Annotated in this window: 31 protein-coding genes; 3 read left to right on the top strand and 28 right to left on the bottom strand. The window is 36.4% G+C overall.

Features of this window, described 5'->3' with window-relative positions:
* Positions 1–90 precede the first annotated feature (90 nt).
* The 10 genes from AC2CGN_RS13650 to AC2CGN_RS13605 all read right to left on the bottom strand — a co-directional run bounded on the left by AC2CGN_RS13650 (position 91) and on the right by AC2CGN_RS13605 (position 5254).
* Positions 91–339: a hypothetical protein gene (locus AC2CGN_RS13650; RefSeq protein WP_429982134.1), complete on the bottom strand. Its 249-nt coding sequence runs from the start codon at positions 337–339 to the stop codon at positions 91–93.
* Positions 332–835 (bottom strand): RNA polymerase sigma factor, encoded by a 504-nt coding sequence (locus tag AC2CGN_RS13645; RefSeq protein ID WP_054771869.1) that lies wholly within the window; start codon positions 833–835, stop codon positions 332–334. Before AC2CGN_RS13645 ends, AC2CGN_RS13650 begins: the two co-directional genes overlap by 8 nt.
* A 7-nt stretch (positions 836–842) precedes the next feature.
* On the bottom strand, positions 843–1223 hold the full coding sequence (locus AC2CGN_RS13640; RefSeq protein WP_286923748.1) for a group-specific protein: 381 nt from the start codon (positions 1221–1223) through the stop codon (positions 843–845).
* Between the two features lie 8 nt (positions 1224–1231).
* Positions 1232–1981: an ABC transporter permease gene (locus AC2CGN_RS13635; protein ID WP_484514392.1), complete on the bottom strand. Its 750-nt coding sequence runs from the start codon at positions 1979–1981 to the stop codon at positions 1232–1234.
* Positions 1978–2700: an ATP-binding cassette domain-containing protein gene (locus AC2CGN_RS13630; protein ID WP_484514390.1), complete on the bottom strand. Its 723-nt coding sequence runs from the start codon at positions 2698–2700 to the stop codon at positions 1978–1980. The genes AC2CGN_RS13635 and AC2CGN_RS13630 overlap by 4 nt, the downstream gene beginning before the upstream one ends.
* Before the next feature lie 213 nt (positions 2701–2913).
* The gene (locus AC2CGN_RS13625; protein ID WP_484514388.1) at positions 2914–3330 is read right to left on the bottom strand and encodes a pyridoxamine 5'-phosphate oxidase family protein; all 417 of its coding nucleotides are present in this window, start codon (positions 3328–3330) and stop codon (positions 2914–2916) included.
* 95 nt (positions 3331–3425) lie between these two features.
* A complete protein-coding gene (locus AC2CGN_RS13620) occupies positions 3426–3785 on the bottom strand; it encodes a winged helix-turn-helix transcriptional regulator (RefSeq protein ID WP_484514386.1) in 360 nt (119 codons plus the stop codon).
* Between the two features lie 164 nt (positions 3786–3949).
* Positions 3950–4405: a MarR family winged helix-turn-helix transcriptional regulator gene (locus AC2CGN_RS13615; protein ID WP_429982139.1), complete on the bottom strand. Its 456-nt coding sequence runs from the start codon at positions 4403–4405 to the stop codon at positions 3950–3952.
* The gene (locus AC2CGN_RS13610) at positions 4383–4829 is read right to left on the bottom strand and encodes an EVE domain-containing protein (protein WP_484514384.1); all 447 of its coding nucleotides are present in this window, start codon (positions 4827–4829) and stop codon (positions 4383–4385) included. Before AC2CGN_RS13610 ends, AC2CGN_RS13615 begins: the two co-directional genes overlap by 23 nt.
* Entirely contained in the window at positions 4826–5254 is a 429-nt protein-coding gene (locus AC2CGN_RS13605; protein WP_484514382.1) for an SRPBCC family protein, read from the bottom strand. The genes AC2CGN_RS13610 and AC2CGN_RS13605 overlap by 4 nt, the downstream gene beginning before the upstream one ends.
* A 237-nt stretch (positions 5255–5491) precedes the next feature.
* On the opposite strand from AC2CGN_RS13605, the gene AC2CGN_RS13600 reads away from it, so the two are divergent.
* Positions 5492–5878 carry a hypothetical protein gene (locus tag AC2CGN_RS13600; RefSeq protein ID WP_429982142.1) on the top strand — a complete coding sequence of 129 codons (387 nt, stop codon included), beginning with the start codon at positions 5492–5494 and terminating at the stop codon, positions 5876–5878.
* Between the two features lie 122 nt (positions 5879–6000).
* Here the strand turns inward: AC2CGN_RS13600 and AC2CGN_RS13595 are convergent, their stop codons facing one another.
* From AC2CGN_RS13595 to AC2CGN_RS13550, 10 genes are all read right to left on the bottom strand, one after another.
* Positions 6001–7284: an alpha/beta hydrolase gene (locus tag AC2CGN_RS13595; protein WP_484514379.1), complete on the bottom strand. Its 1284-nt coding sequence runs from the start codon at positions 7282–7284 to the stop codon at positions 6001–6003.
* Between the two features lie 13 nt (positions 7285–7297).
* Entirely contained in the window at positions 7298–8380 is a 1083-nt protein-coding gene (locus AC2CGN_RS13590) for a DUF1648 domain-containing protein (protein ID WP_484514377.1), read from the bottom strand.
* 7 nt (positions 8381–8387) lie between these two features.
* On the bottom strand, positions 8388–8765 hold the full coding sequence (locus AC2CGN_RS13585; RefSeq protein ID WP_429982145.1) for a GntR family transcriptional regulator: 378 nt from the start codon (positions 8763–8765) through the stop codon (positions 8388–8390).
* 469 nt (positions 8766–9234) lie between these two features.
* Positions 9235–9612: a carboxymuconolactone decarboxylase family protein gene (locus tag AC2CGN_RS13580; protein ID WP_484514375.1), complete on the bottom strand. Its 378-nt coding sequence runs from the start codon at positions 9610–9612 to the stop codon at positions 9235–9237.
* Between the two features lie 221 nt (positions 9613–9833).
* Positions 9834–11207, bottom strand: coding sequence for an argininosuccinate lyase (argH, locus tag AC2CGN_RS13575; RefSeq protein ID WP_429987563.1), 1374 nt, complete (start codon positions 11205–11207; stop codon positions 9834–9836).
* 118 nt (positions 11208–11325) lie between these two features.
* Complete coding sequence (locus AC2CGN_RS13570; protein ID WP_283868437.1) at positions 11326–12519, bottom strand: argininosuccinate synthase; 1194 nt, start codon at positions 12517–12519, stop codon at positions 11326–11328.
* Positions 12520–12895: 376 nt separating this feature from the next.
* The gene (locus tag AC2CGN_RS13565) at positions 12896–13729 is read right to left on the bottom strand and encodes a CPBP family intramembrane glutamic endopeptidase (protein WP_484514372.1); all 834 of its coding nucleotides are present in this window, start codon (positions 13727–13729) and stop codon (positions 12896–12898) included.
* A 502-nt stretch (positions 13730–14231) separates the two neighbouring features.
* A complete protein-coding gene (locus tag AC2CGN_RS13560; RefSeq protein ID WP_484514370.1) occupies positions 14232–15026 on the bottom strand; it encodes a MerR family transcriptional regulator in 795 nt (264 codons plus the stop codon).
* A 238-nt stretch (positions 15027–15264) separates the two neighbouring features.
* The gene (locus tag AC2CGN_RS13555) at positions 15265–16017 is read right to left on the bottom strand and encodes an SDR family NAD(P)-dependent oxidoreductase (RefSeq protein WP_484514368.1); all 753 of its coding nucleotides are present in this window, start codon (positions 16015–16017) and stop codon (positions 15265–15267) included.
* An 8-nt stretch (positions 16018–16025) separates the two neighbouring features.
* Positions 16026–17015, bottom strand: a complete 990-nt coding sequence (locus AC2CGN_RS13550) for an MBL fold metallo-hydrolase (protein ID WP_484514366.1) — start codon at positions 17013–17015, stop codon at positions 16026–16028.
* A 345-nt stretch (positions 17016–17360) separates the two neighbouring features.
* Between AC2CGN_RS13550 and proC the strand changes: the two genes are divergently transcribed.
* On the top strand, positions 17361–18167 hold the full coding sequence (gene proC / locus AC2CGN_RS13545) for a pyrroline-5-carboxylate reductase (protein WP_429982152.1): 807 nt from the start codon (positions 17361–17363) through the stop codon (positions 18165–18167).
* Positions 18168–18212: 45 nt separating this feature from the next.
* Positions 18213–19223 (top strand): NADPH dehydrogenase NamA, encoded by a 1011-nt coding sequence (namA, locus tag AC2CGN_RS13540; RefSeq protein WP_484514363.1) that lies wholly within the window; start codon positions 18213–18215, stop codon positions 19221–19223.
* A 76-nt stretch (positions 19224–19299) separates the two neighbouring features.
* Here namA and AC2CGN_RS13535 read toward each other — a convergent pair whose 3' ends face one another.
* From AC2CGN_RS13535 to AC2CGN_RS13500, 8 genes are all read right to left on the bottom strand, one after another.
* A complete protein-coding gene (locus AC2CGN_RS13535) occupies positions 19300–19578 on the bottom strand; it encodes a YuzB family protein (RefSeq protein ID WP_283868444.1) in 279 nt (92 codons plus the stop codon).
* 253 nt (positions 19579–19831) lie between these two features.
* On the bottom strand, positions 19832–20065 hold the full coding sequence (locus AC2CGN_RS13530; protein WP_484514361.1) for an Imm51 family immunity protein: 234 nt from the start codon (positions 20063–20065) through the stop codon (positions 19832–19834).
* Positions 20066–20188: 123 nt separating this feature from the next.
* Positions 20189–20809, bottom strand: a complete 621-nt coding sequence (locus AC2CGN_RS13525; protein WP_484514359.1) for a hypothetical protein — start codon at positions 20807–20809, stop codon at positions 20189–20191.
* Positions 20810–20835: 26 nt separating this feature from the next.
* A complete protein-coding gene (locus AC2CGN_RS13520) occupies positions 20836–21369 on the bottom strand; it encodes a hypothetical protein (RefSeq protein ID WP_484514357.1) in 534 nt (177 codons plus the stop codon).
* 85 nt (positions 21370–21454) lie between these two features.
* Positions 21455–21595 (bottom strand): hypothetical protein, encoded by a 141-nt coding sequence (locus tag AC2CGN_RS13515; RefSeq protein ID WP_484514355.1) that lies wholly within the window; start codon positions 21593–21595, stop codon positions 21455–21457.
* A 207-nt stretch (positions 21596–21802) separates the two neighbouring features.
* Positions 21803–22186 carry a hypothetical protein gene (locus tag AC2CGN_RS13510; protein ID WP_429982158.1) on the bottom strand — a complete coding sequence of 128 codons (384 nt, stop codon included), beginning with the start codon at positions 22184–22186 and terminating at the stop codon, positions 21803–21805.
* A gap of 129 nt (positions 22187–22315) precedes the next feature.
* Positions 22316–22657 carry a DUF7716 domain-containing protein gene (locus tag AC2CGN_RS13505; RefSeq protein ID WP_464527392.1) on the bottom strand — a complete coding sequence of 114 codons (342 nt, stop codon included), beginning with the start codon at positions 22655–22657 and terminating at the stop codon, positions 22316–22318.
* Positions 22658–22782: 125 nt separating this feature from the next.
* A complete protein-coding gene (locus AC2CGN_RS13500) occupies positions 22783–23088 on the bottom strand; it encodes a hypothetical protein (protein ID WP_429982160.1) in 306 nt (101 codons plus the stop codon).
* Positions 23089–23126 lie beyond the last annotated feature (38 nt).

Here is a 23126-nt window from a genome sequence, read left to right as displayed (position 1 = left end):
CCTCCACCTTTTACAATAAAAAGTACTCTATTCATTAAAAATACCACAATCTAATGACTGTGGCAGTGAAATATTTAAGAGTTATTCCTATTATTGAAGCATAATTTGAAGAATTGTAATAAATACAGCCGTGACGATAGGCAATATTTTCAAAGAAGTGTGGCCGATTGAGGATGAATAAATAGGCTCTAATGGATCTTTCGTAGGAGAGGCTAAATACTGGATAAAACGTTGCCAGCGACTTTTTTTATATGTGATTAGCTGCTTGGGAATCTCTATTTTATCTTGATCTAAGCTGTCCTTTAGCCACTGCTCCTTGTGAAATTCATTTTTAAGCATCGAAATCCTCCTTTAGCTCTTCCTTTAAAGTCTTTATCGCATTATGTAATCTCGATTTAACGGTACCAAGTGGGATGGACAAGATTTGTGCAATTTCCTCCTGTGGCAAATCATGATAATATACAAGCAAAATAACTGCTCGTTGCTTTTCGGGTAATTGAAGTATAGCTTCTTGAACCGTTAACTTTTCATCAGCCGATAGACGTCGACTTTCTGTTGGTACTAAAAATGGAAAGAGTGTGCGCCACTTTTTGCGTCGATTTAATTTATTGATCATTAAACGATAAGCAATTTGAAATAAAAATGCCTTCACTGTTCCCTTTTGCTGATCAAAATCCTGCTTTATATATTGTAAACGCTCAAAGGTATCTTGTACAATATCAATGCTTAGCTGCTCCTCACGAGTATAGCGAAATAAAAAGCAGTACAGAGGCTCATACAAACGACTATAGAGCTGTTCAAAGCCCTCAATATCGCCATTTTTATAAACCTCCATCCACTCCTCATTGCTCATCATCTAGCTCATCCCCCCAATGAGCCTTAATGGACTTCAAAGTTATAGAAAGACGACCTACCAAATAGCCTACTATTACAAAGACCCATGTTGACGATTGATTGGCAAAAAACTGCACATATGGATTTTCGATTGTTTGAGAAGAGGTTAAAAGAAAGAAAACTGCCTGCACACAAAGTATTGTATAAATGGCTAAAACGAGCGTTAACGTATCAAATACATTCCAACGTAAATAAATGGTTGTTTTTTTATAATTAATTTTTCTATTTTCGCGTACAACATATTTTTTATCCATCGGGATTGTAATTCCCAAAATAATAATAGTCAAAACTCCATTTGCAATTAAAGATACAATAAATCCAATTCCCATAAAATCACCTATTTACTGGTATATACTTTCTTAGTGATTGCTGCTAACACCAAGCTTAGAACTGCTAAAATTATACAATACTGATATTGTGGAAGCCATGTTTCACCCATTAAATTTAATGATACTTGCAAGCTATCATATAAATATAGCATCGGATTCCAAATTAGGAAAATAAAATAATCTTGAGGGTTTTTCCCCGCTAATGTTAAAAACATCGATGTCATTTGTATGGAAAACATAAATAACATCATAATTGGTACAAGCATACTTGTTGCTACTTTTTCATTTTTAAATAGACCTGCCAATATAAAGCTCAATGGATACATTGCCAGTAATACAAAATTACTCATTAAAATAACTAGCAGAAATGATGATAAAGAAATATCAATTATAAATGAATAACCAGTGAGTAGTAACACTAAAAATAGGTTTAATAATGTAAAGACACCAATTCCCATCCCTATATAATAATTGTGTGGCTTAATGCCTGTACGCTGCACCCATTGAAGGGTTTTATTGGCTTTCATATCAGCTAAATAGATTGTAGCACTAGAAAAAGAAAAAAAGAAGATTAGCATAATTATCGAAATTGGTAAAAACTGACCTTTAATCAAAAATTCAAATGATTCTTCCGTCATCACGCTTTTAGCAAAAAATGATATGGTCATAAACATAAATCCTGGTAACAAATTTCCAATAGCCATTCCTGGGTTACGAATACTTTCCAACATATACATACGTGCAATTTGCTTAATCATCCTGCTTTTCCTCCTAAAATTTGACCTGTCGCTTCGTAATAAAGACCTTCAATTCCTGGTAATCTTGCGTCAGTATATTTATGATAGAGCTCATCTTGTGTAGCATTTTCAATAATTTTACCCTCTTTTAGGATGACAATATAATCAAATAATGGCTCTAATCCTGCCACCTCATGACTAATAATAATGAGCAATTTATTACGCTGACTAATTTCCTGCTGTAGGTAAAACATCAATTGCTTTTTCTTTGTTAAATCTAAATCAGCAAATGGCTCATCTAATATGATAATGGGTTTATTTAATAAGAAAGAAAGGTAGATAGATACTGCTTTTCGCTGACCGCCTGATGCATTTTTCATCATAATATGATCATATGTTGGTAACCCTAATATTTCATATAGCTCACCCAAATCAATCCTGTTGTTCGTCAATGTAGCAAAAAGAGCAATCACTTCGCGAATTTTAAGATGCTGATAGCTTGAAAAAAATTGATATTGCAGCGCTACCTGCTCATGTACATTAACCGGCGAACCCTGGATTTGCATAGAGCCCTCCTCTGATTTTAGATCACCTGCTATACACTTTGATAATGTAGATTTTCCGGCACCATTTTGGCCTAGCAATAAATAGCAATTGCCCCATTTAAATGTAGTTGATACACCGTCCAGTACATTTACACCATTAAATTTTTTCACAATATCCTTAACAATTAGTTCCAAAATATAACCTCCCTTTTTGTATTTCACTCACTATACAAACAGGGATCATAAAAAGTTCATTTTATTTTAAAAAAAACAAAAAAAGTTTTTTTCTATCACCATAACGCACTCAAACCTTCACATTCAATAGGAACAAGCATTAAAAAAAGCCCACACGCTTGTGCAGACTTCATAGCTTCTAGCATACCGTAGAACGAGGAATTTTCAACTCTATTACACTTCAAAGGTTTTGGAAGAAAAATTGTTATAGTATCTTCCAGACAAGCAGGTAAATTTTAAGACACAGTAATCAGGATCCGTTACACCAAGTGGATAATAAAGTGTATCGCCATCTTGCCAGATTAACTCCTTAGATGCCGGATCCTCTAACACTTCCATAGTTCCCTTGAACATTACCCCTTCAAAACGCTTTTGATCGCAAAAGTAAACGCTTGCCCTTTGTTCATTTCGGAATTGGGCTACCCGCATAGGGGACGTATTTGTTGTAAAATAAAAAGTATGAAAGCCCTCTCTTTCGCGTGGCGCAAGCATGGCCTTCACTTGAGGAAACCCCTCATGATCGATGGAGCCTACGAATGCCGTATTTTGCTGTTCTAGCAGCCTGTTAACTGAATCCTGTAAATTGTTCATTTAAGTATATACTCCTTTCTAATTCAATGGTCTAGAAATAGTATACGGAGCTTTAAAACTATCGAATAGTACCCACTTTTTCGTAAGTATCTTTTTTATTCAATGAATCCCTTCATTTTTAAAAAATCCTCCATTCCATGCTCCTGCATTAATTGAATGCCCACATTTTGCATAATTTCTACTGCTTCGTATAGTTTTTTGCCTCTCTCGCTTAAACGATACTCTACTTTTAATGGATAGCCTTCAAAAGAGGTTTTTTCTACAATGTTGAATTCTATTAAATCGTTTAGATGCTCTAATAACATTTTTTGAGTAATTCCTTGAATATCTTTAACAAGCTGTGAAAGAGATGCAGGTCCTTTGGCAAGTTGCCATAAAATCATAGGCTTCCATTTTCCTCGTGTTATATCGTGGGTTAATTCTAATGGACAAGTATATTGATCCCTCATTTTCATTTATATTCTCCTCCACCATTCATTGTATTTTAATATGAGCGTATCATAAAAAGAGGTTGGAATATGTATATTTTTGTTAAATTAAAAAAGTGAGAAATCAACGTTTCTAAAAAATTGATTTCTCACACAAATTAGCTTTTACATAAATACTTTTTCACTAACGCTCACTCATCCACCTCAGCTTTTAACAGTGAGAGTAGTTCCTTGTTAAAGTTAGGTTGTTTATCCTGAATAGGTTTAAAAAATTGGGCATCCGTATTTTCAACAATTGGTAACGCTATTTTAATTTTATTTGACCCCTCCTCAGTTGGAGAAAGTAGTATCTCGCGCTTATCTAAAGGGTTTTTGTTTCTACAAATAAATCCTTTAGCCTCAAGTGTTCTGACAACATCTGAAACCATCATACTATTTAATTTTGTAAAATCTGCGAGTCTTTTTTGAGTAACCGTCTCACCATTTACATGTAGATAATCACACGCAGTTAATAGCACAAACTGGACATGCGTCAGATCTATCCTGCTCAGTTCCTTTGTAATCATCCTTTGCCAGGCTTGTGTAACTTGCCATAATAAAAAACCCGAGCTTTCTTTTGGATCATTAAACTTTGATTTCCATTCCACTAAAATCCACCCCCATTGCATTTGCAATTGTTATAAAATCTTGTTTAGTTACTTCAAAATGTCCTCTACGAAATAATAAACCTATATTTGCATTTTCAGATACGAATGTTAGCTTTGATTTGATATGTACAAAACTTACATTGTGGCAAGGCTGATACAATATGTCCAACCTGTAGGGAAAAAATTCAGGAGCCATTTGCACTTGATAAACATTTCCTGACTTAACCATTCCAATAGCAGTAAAAGCTTGAAGAGGGTTCCCGTCTGGATATTTGGTTTTTGGCGAATAGTATATTAACCAATCTCCTGCATTCATTCTCTTTAAAGGTGCATATTTTCCATGACAAAGCTGTGCAAACCCATCTTTTTCACCTATTTTAACATGTTCTTCGGATACAACCCCTATCCAAAATCTTTGCTTCATGAGATATCACCTCTAGCAAGTTGGTTTAAATTGGACATACTATTCGGAATGCCTTGTGTAATCATAGGGCCAATTTGATTCCCAATCATTTCAGCATTCGGTCCAGATAGGATTACACTATGAGTCACCTTTGTCTGCATGCCAAGAATTTCTATTTCGTGACGAAAATCCATCTTAATGCTTAACTGTTCGAGAATTGTTGTATTGGTAAAAAGTTTATTTTGTTTTACTTCTGTAAGCGTAAATAGCAAAGGCTCCTGTCCCAAAAGTGTTAAATCCCCTGTCACCCCTTCTTCAAATGATCCATTAATTTTTACCTCTAGTATACTATCGTCCCATTTTTTCCATTTATCTACATTATTATATAGCTTCCAAATAGCTTCTGGTGTTGCTTCAGTAATAATTGAATTTTCATATTTCCACATCATTATTCACCCATTCTTAAATTAGTAAGTGCACTTATCAATAATAATAAGTGCACTTATTATTATTGTCAATAAAATTTATTGTAGAGGGAGTAGTCATCAACGTCTTCTCATAATTTTCCTTCTAAAGTACTAAATTAATTTAAACTAATTTTAACCTTGATACGCTAGACTACTTTTAGGGAATATGAAAATTTTGTTGATACTTCCCTTATCATTTTTTAGGAGGATATTCGTATGAAAAAATTAGTTATTGGTAGCACATTAGCGGTTGGCTTATTATTTGCAGGAGCAAACCAATCATCTGCAGCTTCCATTCAAGGAGTAGGTTACCAGGGGACGGCTCCTATTGATTTATCTTCTGTTGATTTAGAAACAGCTTTAAAAATGGTTCAACAGCAAAGAACTAACCTATTAGAAAGTCAATTACAAACACAATTGACAGAAGTCCAAACAAGAAATGAACAACTAGCTGGTTTAAATGAACAACTCAACTCACAGCAAATGGATATGCTACGCATGCAAAGTATGAACAGTAAACGAAATGAAGCATTTGATGCAATGACAAATTTTGTAAAGAAAATGCAAGACAGCCGATCCTCCATTCTCGGCAATTTACGCTAATACAGCTACAAGCAAACAAAAAGAGACTTGCCTCTATGCTTAGCAAGTCTCTTTTTTACTTTTTTTCAAATAAAAAATAAAACTAGATGAAGTTTTGTACAACTTCATCTAGCTTGAATTTCCTATTTCTCATTTTTTATAAATTGCTGAAGTGCAGGCAGCAGCTCTTCATGTAGTGGCAATGCTGGGTCTGCATAGGTTGCTAAATTCCCAGCGCGATCTGTTGGGGCCTTTTTCAATACATGGTTCATATCCTTCATATAGAGCAGCTTTGCCTCTTGCTTCCCTTTCTTTAAAGCTTCTGCATCTGCTTCCTTTACCTGTAAATCATTGGTACCCTGCACAATTAATACACGACTTTGTACTTTCGTAAGCTCGTCTGCCGGATTATAGTTTAACATGGACATCAAATAAGGCTGAATAGCAGGACGGAAAATTGCCTGTAATTTAGGAGAAATGTTCTCCACCTGCTTGCCTTGTTTGAGAGATTTTAGAATAGCCGTTGATTCTTTATAAAGTTTTGGTGTCAATTGACCATTTAATTGCTCTAATAGCACAACATCTAAGGGTCTTCCTACACCTGCAATTGAAACATAGGATGCTACCTTTGTTTTTTGTGCTGCAAGTAATCCAATAAGTGCTCCTTCGCTATGCCCAATAATATGCACACTTGAATAAGATTTATCAGCTAGTAGCGCATTAATTACTTGAACAGCGTCATCTACGTATTGATCAAACGTTCCATCCTCTTCCTTTGTTAAGAGAGATTGATTATCGCCTAATCCTCGTTTATCATAGCGAACAGTTGCGATTCCTTCATCTGCCAAACCTTCCGCAATCATTTTTAAGCTATTATTTTTACCAGCTAAAGTGGAATTGCCATCTTTATCAGTTGGTCCAGAGCCCGCAATGATGAGTGCTACTGGAGATGGTTTTTTGCTAGTCTTTTGAAGTGCTACAGTTAATTCACCATTTTGAACAGGTATCTTCATTGTTTCATACGTAATTGGTTGTTCTTTATAAGATTTTAATAAAAGTGGGAATGCACCCCCATTCTGTTGGAACGTTGCTTCTATTTGATCATCTTTTAAGGTTCCATTAATAGCAATTGCAGAGCCATTTAAGTTAATGGAAACACTCACCTTATTACTTGAATACGTAACTTTATTTAATGGAAGATTCGATATACCTTGTATAGGTACTGATAATGTCCCACCATCCTGTTTTAACTCAACAATAATAGGGAGAGCGCCATTTGGTGTCTCAATATTCCCTTCCCATTTTCCGATAAACTGTTCATTCATTGAACGTTTCTCCTTTGTCAATTTACTTTCCGCAACCGCCTCTTTTTGCCCACAGGCAACTAACAGTAAAATGGTACAGCATAACAAAAATAACTTCTTCATCCAATCTCCCTCTCTATATAAAGATAAGCAATAAAATGGGTGCTAATGTAAGACAGATAATGATATAGAAATATTTATTTGCACAATTCACAGTCCAACCAATCCCGTATTTTTTCTGCACAATTAATGATGGATCGTTTTTGTTGAAATAAAAAATACCCCATTTCCAATATCGATCATCTGTTGCAGCTGTTTCATTTGTATGTAAATCATCAAAACGTTCATTGCTTTTACTAAGCTTCCAAATTAAAACTAGTAAGCCTCCTAATGTGATCACATTAAAAGCAATAAAAAGTGGGAAAAAGTATTGTGCTGTTTGATCCTTTAAAATAACGGTGGTGTAGTGTAAAACTACAAAAAGAATGGTCATACTATAATTGATCGCTGCTAAGTACCAGCTACCATACTTACGTTGAGTTAGCTCTCGATGTATGGAAGCTTCTTTGGCCTGTGCGCTCAATTGTAATTTAGAACTTTTCATGCCTATGACCATAATGAAAAAGCTAAGTTGAATAGCCAGTAAAATAAGAGGCATAGTGATGACAGACAGACGAGATTTTTCTGTCCAACCATCCACCTCCCCTGCCGAATTCCAATGTGTTGCAAAACTATCTGGGATTGAATCATAATTCATGTACGTAAAAGTCATTAATGCAATTGTCATAATAATTGGTAGGCTAAAAAATATCGGTGACAGGGTTTCATCTTTCTGTCGTATTGACAAATCAGTAACATACACCGTTTTTGTCTGTGCTTCCCACTGCTCTTGCTCTTTTAATTTTTTTGTTTTGATATGATAATTCATGTAAAGACCAGATGATAGAAGAAGCATAACATAAAGAAGAAGAAAGGATAGGAAGGTCACCTTCTCCTCATGTATAGTAGTCAAAAGATGTAGCCCAATTTGTACTAGTAAACACAAACTAGCAATGCCACCTACCCATTGGCTATACCGCCTTTTCCACTTTATTAATTGCGAATGTTTGACAAAGGGTTCTGGTATAGAAACGCCAAAGACATTTGTTTTTCTTGCTAAATGTGGTGTCATGGCTTCCAAAATCCCGACAATGATAAAAATGCCTACTATTACCAGCATGCTTCCCCTACTTCCATTGTTTTAAAATTCGCTGGAACAAACTTGTCATTTGTTCTTTTTCTAACCCACGTGCAAAAGCTTCTGCCATTATAGGCTTTAAGGCATTTTCTACTTTTGCAACCTCTATTTCTTCCAGCTCACGCTTTTGACCACCTATAATGACAGCTTTCGCTTTCGGCTTTAATGCGATTAAGCCTTTTTCTTCAAGTTCATGATAACTTTTACTCACTGTACTGACATTAATACCTAAATCCGTAGCCATAGAACGCACTGATGGTAAAGTATCCCCATTTTTGAGCTCTCCTTTAGCAATTAATTCAATTAATTGATTAGCTAATTGTTTATAGAGCTGTAACTCATCACTTGGATCTAAGCGTATTTGCATTTTACACCTCCATCTGTACCACCCTAAACATAACAGAATCTGTTATGCATATAGTAATACAGAATTACCTAAATGTCAAATGGAGATATATTTAATTTCAGATTGTTGTTTTTCTTTATTGATCACATTCATCACCTTTTTAAGCAGGTTCCCTCTAAAATTAAAAAAGGACCCAGAATAATTCTGGATCCTTGGACACTTATAGCTCTATTTGATTTTTATCTGTATTGTTTTTTGCTTCATCTTAAGCGACAGCAAAACAGAATTTTCTGCCATGTCTAAAACTTAAGTTTTAGAAGCTCACCTGATACAGTTGTGGCGGACTTTCCTGAGATTCCTGGTCTTTGGGTGTTTGACTACTCATTCTACATCCTCCTCATCAGATTAGATTAATAAGTGTTTCCGGTTTTAATATGAGCTATATACCAACTATTTATTCACGAAATCTACATTTGGCAAAAAAGTTGCTTTAAGCCTCTTTAGTAAAAACCTGTTGTGCAATCGTTAATGCGTTTTGAACAAGCGGGAAGCCAATATAAGGCACTAGCTGCAATAAGGCCTCAACAATTTCTGTCTGTGTTAAGCCAGCATGTAAGCCCCGCTCTATGTGTGTTTTAGTTTGTGGTGCAGCGCCTTGTGTTACCACCGCGGTAATAACAACAAGTGCACGGCTTTTAGCATCTAATCCCGGACGTGAATAGACCTCACCATAGGCAAATTCTATAATCATTTTTCGTAAATCTGGTGCCACGTCAGCTAGTGCATCCGATTCAATCATTCGATCAGCCTCTTGCTCCGTAACATATTGTTTAATTGTGTCTAACCCCTTTGTAAAACGCTCATTCATGGCCAATCCCCCTAAAAGATAATCATTACATTTCCTTATACAAAAACCCCAATTCCGCGTCTCCAGAATTGGGGATTGTCCTTCACATATGTAAGGGTCTCTTTTTCACTTCACCCTCTGGCTCCGTTGAAAAAGGAAATAGTTTTTTCATAGTGCCTCACTGGACAGCTTTAATGAATATCTATGCAAAAGTCACAAGGACATGCACGCTAAAGAAATGGTTATGCAAAACAAGCTTTTGCTTTTTCAATTTGGATATTTACTTGATCAAATCCTGTACCACCTAAAGAATGACGACGACGAACGGCAGCTTCAGGTGCTAATACATCATAAATATCCACTTCGATAAGCTCGCTTTCTTTTTTCATGTCTTCAAGCGGTAAATCTAATAAATAGATGCCCTTTTGAATACAAGTGAACACAAGCTTTCCAGTTACTTCATGTGCCTCACGGAAAGGCATACCCTTTGTTGCAAGATAATCTGCTAGCTCCGTCGCATTGGAGAAGTCGGCGTGTACTGCCTGATGTAAACGTTCTGTCTTAACAGTCATCGTGCGAATCATACCTTCAAAGATTTTTAGAGAGCCAAGAATGGTATGGACAGTATCAAACATACCTTCTTTATCCTCCTGCATATCTTTGTTGTATGTTAATGGTGTGCCTTTTAGAACCGTTAATAAGCCCATTAGGTTTCCATAAACACGTCCTGTTTTACCACGGATTAACTCTGCCATATCAGGATTTTTCTTCTGTGGCATAATGGAAGAACCTGTTGAGAAGGCATCATCCAATTCGATAAACTTAAATTCATCTGTTGACCATAGAATAATTTCCTCTGCAAAGCGTGATAAATGTGCCATTAATAATGATGAATTGCTTAAAAATTCAACGATAAAATCACGATCACTCACCGCATCCATGGAGTTGGCATAAACCTCACTAAAGCCTAAAAGCTCTGCTGATTTTAAGCGATCGATTGGGAAAGTTGTCCCAGCCATGGCACCTGCCCCTAACGGTAGGATATCAATACGCTTCATCGATTCTGTAAAGCGTTGTTTATCGCGTTCTAGCATCCAGAAATAAGCCATTAAATGATGTGCAAATGAGATTGGTTGTGCACGTTGTAGATGTGTATAGCCTGGAGCAATTGTTTCTACATGCACCTCAGCTTTTTCAAGCAATGTTTTTTGGAAAGTTTCAATTAATCCAATCGCTTCGTTTACACGTTTTTTTAAGAAAATATGCATATCTGTAGCTACTTGATCATTTCGGCTACGACCTGTGTGAAGCTTCCCGCCTACAGGACCGATTAAATCAATCAGCATCTTCTCAAGATTTAAATGGATATCTTCATTTGCAACTGTAAATTCAAGCTCACCTGCAATTGCTTTTTCCTGTAACTGTCCAAGACCGCCAAGAATAGCCTCTACGTCCGCTGCGGGTAAAATACCTGTTGCACCAAGCATCGTAACATGTGCAACACTTCCTTCAAGGTCTTCTAGAACAAGCTGTTGGTCAAAGCCAATCGATGCGCCGAATTCGTCCACCCATGCTTCGGCTGATTTTTGGAAACGTCCGCCCCAAAGTTTTGTCATAACAGCTCACCCTTTCGTTTATTTCTTTATCAATTATGCTTCTATTTGGATATATTGCTGATAGAAGGCTAAAAGGTGCAGCACAGCGCATTGCCACACTACACCTTGCTTGTCAAAATTACTTTTTATTGACAGAAGAGTTCACTACTGTTGGTAGACCCCATAACTCGATAAAGCCTACTGCTGAAGCGTGGTTGAATTGATCTTCTTTTGAGTATGTTGCTAGCTTTTCACTGTATAATGAATTTGGTGATTTACGTCCTTCTACAATCGCATGACCTTTGAATAGTTTCACACGTACTGTACCATTTACATATTGCTGTGATTGTGCAAGGAATGCTTCAAGTGCATCACGTAATGGTGAGAACCATAAACCATCATAAATTAATTCTGATAGCTTTTTCTCAATAACTGGCTTGAAGTGTGCTAATTCTTTTACAAGTGTTAAATCCTCAAGCTCTTTATGAGCCGTTAACAGCACTTTTGCTCCAGGAATTTCATATACTTCACGAGATTTAATACCTACTAAACGGTTTTCTACATGGTCAATACGGCCAACACCATGGGCACCAGCTACTGCATTTAGTTCTTGAATTAAATCAGCAAGCTTCATTTCTTTTCCGTTTAATGCAACCGGTTTACCAGCCACAAATTCGATTTCCACATATTCAGCTTCATCTGGTGCATTTTCAACAGAAACAGTTAAACCGTAAGCTTCTTCTGGTGGTGAAACCCATGGATCTTCCATGATTCCCGCTTCGTTTGCGCGACCCCATAAGTTTTGGTCAATCGAGAATGGTGAATCTAATGTTGCAGGAATAGGCACATTATGCTTCATTGCATATTCGATTTCCTCGTCACGGCTCCAGCCCCATTCACGAACAGGAGCTAATACCTCTAAATCTGGATTTAATGCTTTAATAGAAACCTCGAAACGAACTTGGTCATTCCCTTTTCCTGTACAACCATGAGCTACTGCGTCAGCGCCCACTTGGTTGGCAATCTCCACTAACTTTTTCGAGATTAGTGGACGAGAAAGTGCTGATACTAATGGATATTTTTGTTCATACCAAGTATGTGCTTGTAATGAAATCAGTGCATAACCTTCAGCAAATTCATCCTTTGCATCTACCATATAAGATTCAATTGCCCCTACTTGAAGAGCTTTATTTTTAATAAACTCAAGATCTTTCCCCTCACCAACGTCAAGACAAACTGCAATAACGTCCCAACCTTGTTCTTTTAACCATGGAATTGCTACAGAAGTATCAAGACCTCCTGAGTATGCTAATACTACTTTTTTATTTGCCATTAAAAATGCGCCTCCAATTAATCTATGAGATATGTATGTTTATACATTCATATAAAAGTTTATACACGAATAGTAACACGTTATAAAAATAAACACAAGTGTATTTTTATAAATTCATAGACATTTATGTTTATTGTAAAAAGTAAGTCATTTCAATACTTATAGCTATGGTACAAACTATGAATATTTTTACTCTTATAGATGATTTCCTACTTTCTACTTGGGTGTATACAATATAAATTTCCGAAGATAACACACTGTTTAGAATTCGATTGTGCAATAGGGATAGGGGCATTGAAAAAGTCGATTGGCCACAATAAAATGTGATGCCAATCGACTTTTTTAAAAAAAGATATTTACCTATACAGCTTCTAGTCTACATAACAGTAGACTTTTCATAAAGAAGGCTTTTCTCATTCTTGCCATACAACACCTTCTTTGGATTGATAATGATAATTAAAACTGCTGCTATTCCATATAAAATGGCGTTATACAGAATTAAATCGCTTAAATTTCCGTTTATGATGCCAATAAAAAAATTAAAGTTATGATGGATGGTAATCGGAATAATTAAATTTTGATTTAAATTATAAAATGCCGCCATTAGTATTGTAGTGGACATGATTGAAATCATAAAGAATAGAATATACTTCATTAAATCAATCCCCGTAAATCCTGTAGTAAACCAGATGGGTAGATGCCACAGCCCCCACCAGAATCCTATGATGATTGACGCTTTTAATGGAGGATGCTTTTTCTGAAGCTCCATTAATGCAAAGCCTCTCCAACCTAATTCTTCACCAAATGGTCCTGATAATAGTGTTTTGAAAAAGTAAAAGAGCAGCATACCCCATGAGGATAAAGTGAAAATTGAGTCTACTTCACTCTTGCTCAAGACGATTAACATTATTGTCAAAAAGATAAGGGCTTGAATTGTACTTACAGAAAGCAACACTGAAACTTTAACTTTATGTTTGAATTTACTTTTTACAAATTGTATAAAACTCTGACCAGGATAGATTTTCTTAAAAAGGATAGCAAACGCAAAGGTAGAAGCCCAGGATGAAATACAATGGACTACAACAAATAACCATGTGGACAAACCTAACATCTTGGTTAGGCCTACAAGACAAAAAAGTGGCCAAAAGATGATATTGGTTAGTAGGATAAAACTTACTATTGGTCTTTTTAATTTTTTTTCTTTACTCATACATATTCATCCTTTCAAATTACGGATATTTTCAGCTTAAACCTAGGAGTTACCCACAGGTCAATACAATATAAGGGTCTAAAAAATAAATAGTTACTTAAAAAAGATGCTAAAGTCTAGATTTTTATGTATCAATAGTATTAAAATCGCGTTATTTGATTTAGATGAAACTCTGTTAAATAGGAAGAAATATTTAATCCAATTAGAAATCGAGGATATTTATTACGATGTAATGGAAGGGGGTAGGATCATGATTTGTCTAATACATAAAAACTACAAAAAACCATCTACCATTATATTTGGTGGATGGTTTATGTTTTGAAATTTGCTCTGCAGCATAAGCATTGCCTTTTGGGACACTCTATTAAGTATAAGTAGCCTTCTATCAAGCACAAATACTCGTTCACTCATGCATATTTTTCTGTCTATTCAGCAATCCCCCACTCAAAACAAAAATTTTATGATGTTTTCGACAAAATAAAAGCCTGCCTAACAACGAAAATCACTTAATAGGTACATAAATTTCTAAAAAGGCTCGTTCTAAGCCATCTTCATACGTAGTAAGTAATTGATTTATATACACTAGTCCCAAAAGTTCATAGCCGTTTTCTTTTGCCGCTTTTTTTATACTAGCCTCGACTTTATGGTCCGTATTTTTTCCACCCGTTGACCACCTCCCATCTTCAATAACTGTATACAGACATTTTGGATGGGATAAAATTTCACCTGCTATTTCTTTATCAAAATCCTCTACTTTTTTTACGATGATAAACTTATCTTCTTGTACACCTTCTTTATTGAAATGAATAACTCTTCTCAAAGAGGTAAGTGTCACTGCTTGTTTTAAATTTTCTAAGTTATCCTTTATTATTTCATATTTATCATATGCAGTATGATGCTCAATTTCTCCCTTTACCTCAATAGGCTTCATTTCTTGGATGGTATATGTGCCTAGAAATTTTTTAACTTTTTCGCAATCTTCCTGAACGGTTTGAAGCTTTTTTACTAGCAACTTTTTATACTCGATTTCTTCCATAACCTCCTGCATTTTCTCCTCGAATAGTGATTGTATGCCCTCTATGCTCTTGCCTTTTCTTAATTCTTGAATTTTTTTAATTTCAATATCCATTTCGCGATAGAAATTAACTGTTGTTATATCATATATATCAAAACGATTATATTCTCTATACCCATTCTCGCTATTTTGCTTTGGCTTTACTAATTCCTTTTCCTCATAAAACTTTAAAGTATCTCTTGAAACCCCTAAAAACTTCGCTACCTGTCCAATTGTGTACATACTGCTCTCCTTTCCTATTCTTTTGAATACTTTAAATCAATTTTGCCTTGGCATAATTATAGCTGACGCTTTGCTTTCGCTATAGAAAACATTTGTAGCTGTCGCTTTGCTTTCGCTACAGATAAAAGTGTGTTGCTGCCGCTATACTTTCGATACAAAAAACATCTGCTGGATGAAGATAAAAAACTGTAAACACTCTCTCCTTCTTTTTTGAGAATGGTTACAGTTTAATCCCTGCTTATTTTTTATAGAAAAATGATTTGCCAAAAAATTCAATGGTGGCAGGAGCCAGTGCATAAAGCTTGCTGGATAATCCCATGATTTTTGGTAAGTTCACCTCTCGAACAGGGCGTTTAATTGTTTTAACCGTAGCCTGTGCTACTTCTTCTGCTGTTAATAAAAATCTACCTAAGGAAGCCCGATAGCCGCTATCATCACTCGCCTTATCTAAAAATGGCGTATCAATTGGGCCAGGATGTATCGCTGTCACTTTAATCTGATAAGGCGCTAGTTCCATACGAAGTCCATTAGTAAATCCGACTATAGCATGCTTTGTTGCAGCATAAACACTAGCTTTTGGAGTCGCTACCTTCCCTGCCTGTGAGCCAATGAAAATAAGGTGCCCCTGTTGACGCTGTATCATTGGCAATGCTAAGCGCTTGGCCAAATACATTGGCACACTTACATTTAAGTTCACCATTTGGGAAATAGCCTCATCAGGTAATGTAGGTGCGATACCAAATTTACCTACACCTGCTGAGAATATCGCCACATCAAGTGGTGGTAGTTGGGCGCAAATTTCATCAATAGCGGTTAAATTTGTTAAATCAGCTTGAATCACATTTGCACCTAAGCGTGCTAGTGCTTTTAATGCGGCAGTATTTCGTCCTGTTGCATATACGATATGATTCTGTGCTACTAATAATTCTGTAATTTTTAATCCTACTCCACTTGTTGCACCCGTAACGAAGATTGTCTTTTTATCAGCCATGCAAACGCCTACTTTCTTTTAAATACATAAATACCTTCCTCAGTTTTCGTAGATGTAATATACTGATTGGCTTCTAAATAATCTAAATGTCCAAGTGTTTTGGATAGTGTTAAACCTAGTTTTCGCTGAAAAATAGCCGGATACAGGCGCATTGTGACTTGAACAACCGTTAGTTGATCTTCACCTAATAGCTCTAATACCTTCATCGATTGCTGATGCTGACGTTCTAGACGTTTATCGATTAATAAAGGAATATCCTCTAATTCCGCACCATGACCTGTATGCATCATTTTCACTGGCAATTTTCGTAAAATTTCAAGTGATTCATTATATTGTAGTAATGATTTAGTACGTCCTATTGTACGATCCAATGGTGGTTCAATTAATGGGTTTGGCGTAATTTTTTCCAGTAATAAATCCCCGCCAATCACATGATGCGTTTTTTCATCCCAGAAGATGAAGTGGCTTTGTGCGTGCCCTAATGTTTCAATCGCCTTTAAGCCCGGATGACCAGGTACTTCATCTCCATCACCTAGAATTTGTGTTAATGGACGTTCACCGACAAGTTCTAATTCACGACGTACATGTACACTCGGTTGAATATATTCCTGTGGAACGCCATGCTCAAATAAGCGTTCACTATAAAATCGTTCATGATATCGTAAAAACTCCTCGTCATGACGAAGCCACTTATCGTTATAGGCATGCCCTAAAATTTCTGCATGTGGAAAGGCATCTACCCAACCTGCATGATCTGGATGGTGATGGGTGAGGACAACCTGTTCAATATCCCTTAATTCGTAGCCTGCTGCTCGAATCCCCCATTTCAATGCATCATAGGCTTCCATTGTTTTTGGTCCAACATCAAAGAGTGTTAGTGCATCACCTTTGACAACAAATGCATTGACATCTCCTACTTCATAGGGTGTTGGTATTTCTATTTTGTATATAGACAAAGCTGTTTCCCCCTTTTGTACTACTAGTGAATAACAATTCATTCTATTTTACAAGTTTTTCTTCTTTTCGTCATCCACCTGTTGACAGGTTGACGTATTATCAATATAATTTTGAATAATCTAATTATTTTTGTGCGTTGATGAAGCCAAGTACGTAATTGGTGAAGGTGTCTCAGAGAGTGTTACATTTGCTGCGAGTAACATCACCCACTCCCATTACCGAACCTACTTCTGAGCAGTTATGAAAACATAACCGTTCCCCTTGCGATAAAAGGGTTAAAAGTTGTGCCAATTGGCAAACAAAGGTGGTACCGCGGAAACAACAGCGTTTTCGTCCTTCTTGATAAGGACGGGAGCGCTTTTTATTTTGAACTGGAGGTTTTGTTCATGAAGAAAATACTATTTATCGGTGCAGGCTCAATGGCAGAGGCATTGATTCAGGGCTGGATTAACCAAAAGGTATTTACAGCACAAGAAATTTATGTCACCAATCGCTCAGATAAAGTACGATTACAATTTTTGCACGAAACATATGGTGTCAATTGCTTAGTTGATGCAGAAATTTTTAAACAAGCAGACTTAATTATTTTAGCAATGAAGCCAAAAGATGCTATTGCAGCAATGGATGAGTTGAAAGCGAAAATCACAGAGCACTCAGCCGTCCTCTCTATTTTAGCAGGTATAGCTATTCAAACCATCACAGAGCATTTAGGCATACGCCCAATTGCTCGGGTTATGCCTAATACTTCAGCCACAATCGGGATGTCGGCTAGTGGTATTGCCTTCAATAACGAAGTGACTACTGAACAGCGTACGACTTTCTTACAATTACTTGAGGCAGTTGGTTCGGTCATTGAAGTAGATGAGGATCAATTACATGCTGTAACGGCTCTTTCAGGTAGTGGTCCTGCTTATATCTATTATTTAATGGAGGCATTTGAAAAAGTCGGCACAAAGGTTGGTCTTTCAAAGGATACCGTACGACTATTAATGACACAAACACTGGCAGGGACTGCTGAAATGCTGAAGCAATCTGTTGATGAGCCAGATGTACTACGCAGAAAGGTGACTAGTCCAGGGGGCACGACAGAAGCCGGGATTAAAGCGCTTGAAAAATATCAATTTAATGAGGCAATTGAAGCATGTATTAAAGAAGCAGAGGCTCGGTCTCGTTCACTTGCAAATAGTAAGTAAAATGTGCAAAATAGAGTTTATCACTAGGAATTAGGGGGCTTTATTTTGACTAAATTATTCGAACCTTATCAACTACAGTCTATCACTTTAAAAAATCGTGTTGTGATGGCACCAATGTGTATGTATTCTGCTCAGGATGATGGACTTGTCACGCCATTTCATCAAGTTCATTATGCAACACGAGCTGCGGGTCAAGTAGGTTTAATCATTCTTGAAGCAACAGGTATTGTCCCAGAGGGTCGTATCTCCAATAAAGATCTTGGTATTTGGGATGATGCCCATATCGAAGGCTTACGTCAATTAGTCAATGGCATGAAGGCGTATGGAGCAAAAACTGGTATTCAGTTAGCACATGCCGGACGCAAAGCAACGGTGGAGGGAGAAATTTTTGCCCCTTCAGCTATTGCCTTTAGTGATGACTATCAAACGCCAACTGAAATGACAATAGAAGACATTGAATATGTTATAGAAGCATTTAAGAAAGCCGCTATTCGTGCTGCTAAAGCTGGCTTTGATGTCCTTGAAATTCATGGAGCACACGGCTATCTTATTAGTGAATTTTTATCACCAGCAACTAATAAACGGACTGATTTGTATGGAGGGTCACAGGAAAATCGATACCGTATATTACGTCAAGTGATTGATGCCATTCGTAGTGTATGGGAGGGTCCTTTACTTGTACGTGTATCTGCAGAAGATTATGCAGCAGATGGAACGACAATGGAAGACTTTATCGTCTTTAGCCGCTGGATGAAATCACAGGGTGTTGATTTAGTGGATGTTTCTACAGGAGGTGTCGTGCAAGCACATATTAATATTTTTCCTGGCTACCAAGTACCTCATGCTGAAGCGATTAAACATGGTGCTGAAATACCAACAGGCGCAGTTGGTCTGATTACAACAGCTATTCAGGCAGAGGAAATCTTACAAAATAATCGTGCTGACTTAATTTTCTTAGCTCGTGTTCTTCTGCGCGAGCCATATTGGCCATTACACGCAGCCAAGGATTTAGGAGAAGACATTCAACCACCAGTGCAATACGTACGTGGTTGGTAAAAAATAGCGGTATATGGGCTATTTACCTAAATGTAAAAAACAGCTTGTTGATTTATGCTAACAAGCTGTTCTTATTTCAATAAAGAGGATTTTGTTTAATTTCTTCATCAACTGCCTGCACTAACGACTCTGCATCATCCGCAGTTACAATTTCTCCATTGACGATGGCAAAGATCCCTTGCTCACAAATTTCACAATGAGATGTACAGCCAGATTCTTCAATTTCAATATCAGACCTTTCAACTAATACATCATAAGCATCTGCTGAACCCAATGATAAATTTGTGATGCAAAACTCTACTCTATTTTTCAATTGCTGTGGCTCTTTCTTTTTCTTAAAAATAGAAAATACCATTCTTTCTTTACTCCCCCTACTCTCTCCATCTAAACACTATGACTTACATTACTTTAATAGTATGGCGTAGTCAGGACAAAGGTAATGCCCTTCTTCTAAACAAAATAATTTACTTAAAAGCAGTAAAAAACCATCTAGGAGAGCATTTGGTTTTTTCATACTCTGATCTTATACAATTCAATATTCATTTCTCCATATCTATTACATCTTCTAATCTATCATAAAATCGCACATAAATACTTTTTTATGCCTGTTAAAATTCATTTTGCATGTCCAACGTTTTCATATCGTAATCTAATCCCAATTCTGCACGAGAAAATAAATCCCTAATAGTAGATTCATCTTCACATGTATTCTTAAATGAAATAGCAAACTTCTCTAATCCTTTTTTATCAGAGGAATAAGCACAAAACATACTAGCTTCGGAATCAAAATGGACAATACCTTTTAATTCGGGCATTTTTTCTTCAAGAAAGACAATCGCCAAGGATTCCCAATCGTAACTCCCTCCTTCAAATCCCTCTTCAGAACGTGTATCAAAAAAAGCTCTTGCTTATATTCACCAACATCTAATCCTTTTTTAAATTTGGGTATTTTACTTTCCTCCACCCTAAGAAAATTGCCAATAACTATGTATGGGATTCATAATTGAGTCTTCTAAAATCTGTGCATATAAATAGATAGCTCCAAACGAAAAGGGATAGCTTTTTCTTGGCTTTATTAGGGTATCTGGATACCCATCCTCATCGACCTGGAATATAAAATCAAAACCGTCATCATGCAACTTGTTATAGTAATACTCTTCTCCCTGAATATGCCTTGGTGTTCCCCAAAATTTGATCAGAAAACGTTCTTCAAATGACGCTTTATCACTTACTATATTAGCTTCCGAAATAAAGTGCTTGACTAAATCAGGATCGGCAAAAGTATCAAGTTTACTTTCTTCTGTTTTAGGGTGTTTCATTGTTATTAATGAACAATTGGGATATCTATTTTTAGAAATACGCTCTTCAAAATGATTAGGAGCAAAAATGGAGATCATCTCAGTTTCATTAAAAGGATTAACGATAGACAAATAAAAATTCATCTCCGCTTCCTTTTTTACCATGCCTTCCAATTCATCGAAATAAGCCGGTGCGTTCCCTCCGATCCATCCTTTACCGCTATCCTTTTCACTGGCTTGAAAGAGCATACACTCTGTTCGTTCTTTAAGAATTTTTATATCTCTCATTGCATTTCTCCTTCTATTCACAATCGCTACTGAATATAATCAAAGATCATTGCCCAGCCTTCCTTAGGACTTCCATATCCCCAATGTGGCCCCGTTATTTTTTCCAATTGATCGAGCTTTTCCTGATATTGCTTCACCATGGCTTGACGTTCTTCTTGCGTATATGAGTTCAAACGTTCGTCACTTACCTTTAGGCGCATATTATGCAGGAAGTTGATCATCTCACAATAAAGTGAATCATCCTCAAACGTAATGAAATCAGGAAAAATGGCAATGACTTCGTCAAAAGCATACTGCAAATCCTGCAAGCCAAATTTCACCAACATCTCGGAAATATACGGCACGAGATGCGGCTGATACGCGATAATACCGTCCCAGCCATCACACTGCCAGTTGCCAATTGTATTGATGGCTATGTGAAGTTGAAATAACTCTGGCGACACCTTCTCTCGAATGACGTCCAGTTCGCCGATCTCCCATATTTTATCGGATAATATCGCTAGATCCATTTCATCTGCTGGGATTTTTCCATCCCATATCTCATTCATTTCAATACTCACAGCTACATCTCTCCCGGAATTAGAATTATGTTCGTTTTAATTTCTCTAATTCGATAGTTCTAAATAACTTCTTATCCGTGCATCTTCAATCGTCTTCGCCCAAATTTTTGTATTTCATAAATTTTTCCCAGATTGCAGTCGCTTCCACATGACCCAATCGCGCAATAGTGTCTTCTCTCTTCTTCCCTTTTTCTGGAAACGTCGCCAACACTTCTCCCAACTTCATATAAATGATTCCCTCTGGATATTTGTCCTTCTATTCACAATCGCGTATACTATTGGATTTATATACTTCGACACCATCCCCACACGACTCGAAATTTTCAGCTCACCTAGCCTATTCAATTTCCTTCATAATCTCTATTAAGCCCTCCCATATCGTATTACTGATGACTCTGTTGATGGTTGAGTAGCAACCAAGCCACCTCTGAATTTAAAGCTCCACTTCACCTGCTTGATCTTGCTCTAGATGAACAAGTGGAACAGGAGAGTAAATAAACGTATCCCCGTCGTCTTCAAGCTTATACATGATACAAAACAAAGCTGAACCACGCTGATCACCACTCGGTATAGAGAAAATCATAGCTGGACAACGCAGCTCAGCAGAATGAACACTTGCACATAGATCTTTATAAGTAATATCAGCAAGGGTGTCAATATCTTCAAGATGCTGCTGATAATCCCCAATAACTTGCATGTAATACGCTATATTATGTTTATACTTATTCGTAAAGCTTTGCTTATACTCTTCAATGCTAAGAAAGCAACACTCCCAATCCAAAGGCGGGATACTTAACACATAGCGATAGAACTTCAATTTTCCTGATTCCTCCTCTTTTCGAAATCGGAGTTAGTGATTTCATTTTAATTAAACTTTATTAAAATGCTACATCCAATACTTTCGTTCCAATCATTCAACAATGATGAAATATTTCATTATACACTTTTATTTTTTAAAAACTAAAAATGCATCATTTTCAAAGTAATAAAGGAACGCTTGGAATAGCTGATCTAGTGATGGATTTTCAAACTGATTATTTACATTGTCAATTACATCTTCAATACCTGCACCATCCAATGTTTCTATCCAACCATTTTTTTTCGCTTGTTCTGGTAAAAAATCATCTGAATTGGGCGGAAAATCAAAGCTATCTAGTGAAAATATTCCTCTTGTATTTAAATTCCATTCTTTTGAATTTGGAGGTAGATAAAACCAAGTCTCTGGATTTCTCTTTGGATGTGATAACACATCACTAATACTCAATAAATTCATCTTTTCTTCCGTCATAATTTACACCTTCTTTTCTTTGGATGAAGAATGACTTGTACCAGCAAAAAGCTTTATGTTGTCCCTTTGAAATGAATTGTAAATTGTATCCTTTCTGGGCGTACTAACAGATTTAGAGGTAGTATTTAATCAAATAATTTTCCAGCCAAACTAGATATTTCGTGAATTGCATCTTCAAGTTTTTCTTCCTCTTCTTCAGAATACTTGCCTTCATTAAAATAAAAGTAATTGCTGATATCTACAAAACATAAAGCTAGTTTCTTAGGAACTTCGGTTTTATTCGAATACTCCGTAATCAATATCTTCATTGCTTCAATTAATGTATTGTAGTTGTTTTCATTTAATCCTAATCCCACTCTTAATGAACATAGTATAGAGTTATCACCAATAGTATATTCATAAACTATCTTTAAAGCCTCATCTACTTTCATCAGTTCTCTCCTCGTTAGTAGCTAGGGCTCTTTATGAT

This window comes from Lysinibacillus sp. DFXJR4, assembly GCF_057196045.1.
Note: the sequence above shows the minus strand (reverse complement) of the source record. Positions and strands in the feature narration are given on the sequence as shown.

What these genes read in the sequence shown, in the direction of transcription:
- AC2CGN_RS13650 (WP_429982134.1), bottom strand. Translation starts at nt 339, where the DNA reads ATGCTTAAAAATGAATTTCACAAGGAGCAGTGGCTAAAGGACAGCTTA.
- AC2CGN_RS13565 (WP_484514372.1), bottom strand. Translation starts at nt 13,729, where the DNA reads ATGAGTAAAGAAAAAAAATTAAAAAGACCAATAGTAAGTTTTATCCTA.
- AC2CGN_RS13600 (WP_429982142.1), top strand. Translation starts at nt 5,492, where the DNA reads ATGAAAAAATTAGTTATTGGTAGCACATTAGCGGTTGGCTTATTATTT.
- AC2CGN_RS13645 (WP_054771869.1), bottom strand. Translation starts at nt 835, where the DNA reads ATGGAGGTTTATAAAAATGGCGATATTGAGGGCTTTGAACAGCTCTAT.
- AC2CGN_RS13635 (WP_484514392.1), bottom strand. Translation starts at nt 1,981, where the DNA reads ATGATTAAGCAAATTGCACGTATGTATATGTTGGAAAGTATTCGTAAC.
- AC2CGN_RS13585 (WP_429982145.1), bottom strand. Translation starts at nt 8,765, where the DNA reads ATGCAAATACGCTTAGATCCAAGTGATGAGTTACAGCTCTATAAACAA.
- AC2CGN_RS13560 (WP_484514370.1), bottom strand. Translation starts at nt 15,026, where the DNA reads ATGTACACAATTGGACAGGTAGCGAAGTTTTTAGGGGTTTCAAGAGAT.
- argH (WP_429987563.1), bottom strand. Translation starts at nt 11,207, where the DNA reads ATGACAAAACTTTGGGGCGGACGTTTCCAAAAATCAGCCGAAGCATGG.
- proC (WP_429982152.1), top strand. Translation starts at nt 17,361, where the DNA reads ATGAAGAAAATACTATTTATCGGTGCAGGCTCAATGGCAGAGGCATTG.
- AC2CGN_RS13500 (WP_429982160.1), bottom strand. Translation starts at nt 23,088, where the DNA reads ATGAAAGTAGATGAGGCTTTAAAGATAGTTTATGAATATACTATTGGT.
- AC2CGN_RS13625 (WP_484514388.1), bottom strand. Translation starts at nt 3,330, where the DNA reads ATGAACAATTTACAGGATTCAGTTAACAGGCTGCTAGAACAGCAAAAT.
- AC2CGN_RS13590 (WP_484514377.1), bottom strand. Translation starts at nt 8,380, where the DNA reads ATGCTGGTAATAGTAGGCATTTTTATCATTGTCGGGATTTTGGAAGCC.
- AC2CGN_RS13570 (WP_283868437.1), bottom strand. Translation starts at nt 12,519, where the DNA reads ATGGCAAATAAAAAAGTAGTATTAGCATACTCAGGAGGTCTTGATACT.
- AC2CGN_RS13605 (WP_484514382.1), bottom strand. Translation starts at nt 5,254, where the DNA reads ATGTGGAAATATGAAAATTCAATTATTACTGAAGCAACACCAGAAGCT.
- AC2CGN_RS13525 (WP_484514359.1), bottom strand. Translation starts at nt 20,809, where the DNA reads ATGAGAGATATAAAAATTCTTAAAGAACGAACAGAGTGTATGCTCTTT.
- AC2CGN_RS13505 (WP_464527392.1), bottom strand. Translation starts at nt 22,657, where the DNA reads ATGACGGAAGAAAAGATGAATTTATTGAGTATTAGTGATGTGTTATCA.
- AC2CGN_RS13535 (WP_283868444.1), bottom strand. Translation starts at nt 19,578, where the DNA reads ATGGTATTTTCTATTTTTAAGAAAAAGAAAGAGCCACAGCAATTGAAA.
- AC2CGN_RS13555 (WP_484514368.1), bottom strand. Translation starts at nt 16,017, where the DNA reads ATGGCTGATAAAAAGACAATCTTCGTTACGGGTGCAACAAGTGGAGTA.
- AC2CGN_RS13550 (WP_484514366.1), bottom strand. Translation starts at nt 17,015, where the DNA reads ATGAATTGTTATTCACTAGTAGTACAAAAGGGGGAAACAGCTTTGTCT.
- AC2CGN_RS13580 (WP_484514375.1), bottom strand. Translation starts at nt 9,612, where the DNA reads ATGAATGAGCGTTTTACAAAGGGGTTAGACACAATTAAACAATATGTT.
- AC2CGN_RS13595 (WP_484514379.1), bottom strand. Translation starts at nt 7,284, where the DNA reads ATGAAGAAGTTATTTTTGTTATGCTGTACCATTTTACTGTTAGTTGCC.
- AC2CGN_RS13515 (WP_484514355.1), bottom strand. Translation starts at nt 21,595, where the DNA reads ATGAAGTTGGGAGAAGTGTTGGCGACGTTTCCAGAAAAAGGGAAGAAG.
- AC2CGN_RS13640 (WP_286923748.1), bottom strand. Translation starts at nt 1,223, where the DNA reads ATGGGAATTGGATTTATTGTATCTTTAATTGCAAATGGAGTTTTGACT.
- AC2CGN_RS13620 (WP_484514386.1), bottom strand. Translation starts at nt 3,785, where the DNA reads ATGAAAATGAGGGATCAATATACTTGTCCATTAGAATTAACCCACGAT.
- AC2CGN_RS13610 (WP_484514384.1), bottom strand. Translation starts at nt 4,829, where the DNA reads ATGAAGCAAAGATTTTGGATAGGGGTTGTATCCGAAGAACATGTTAAA.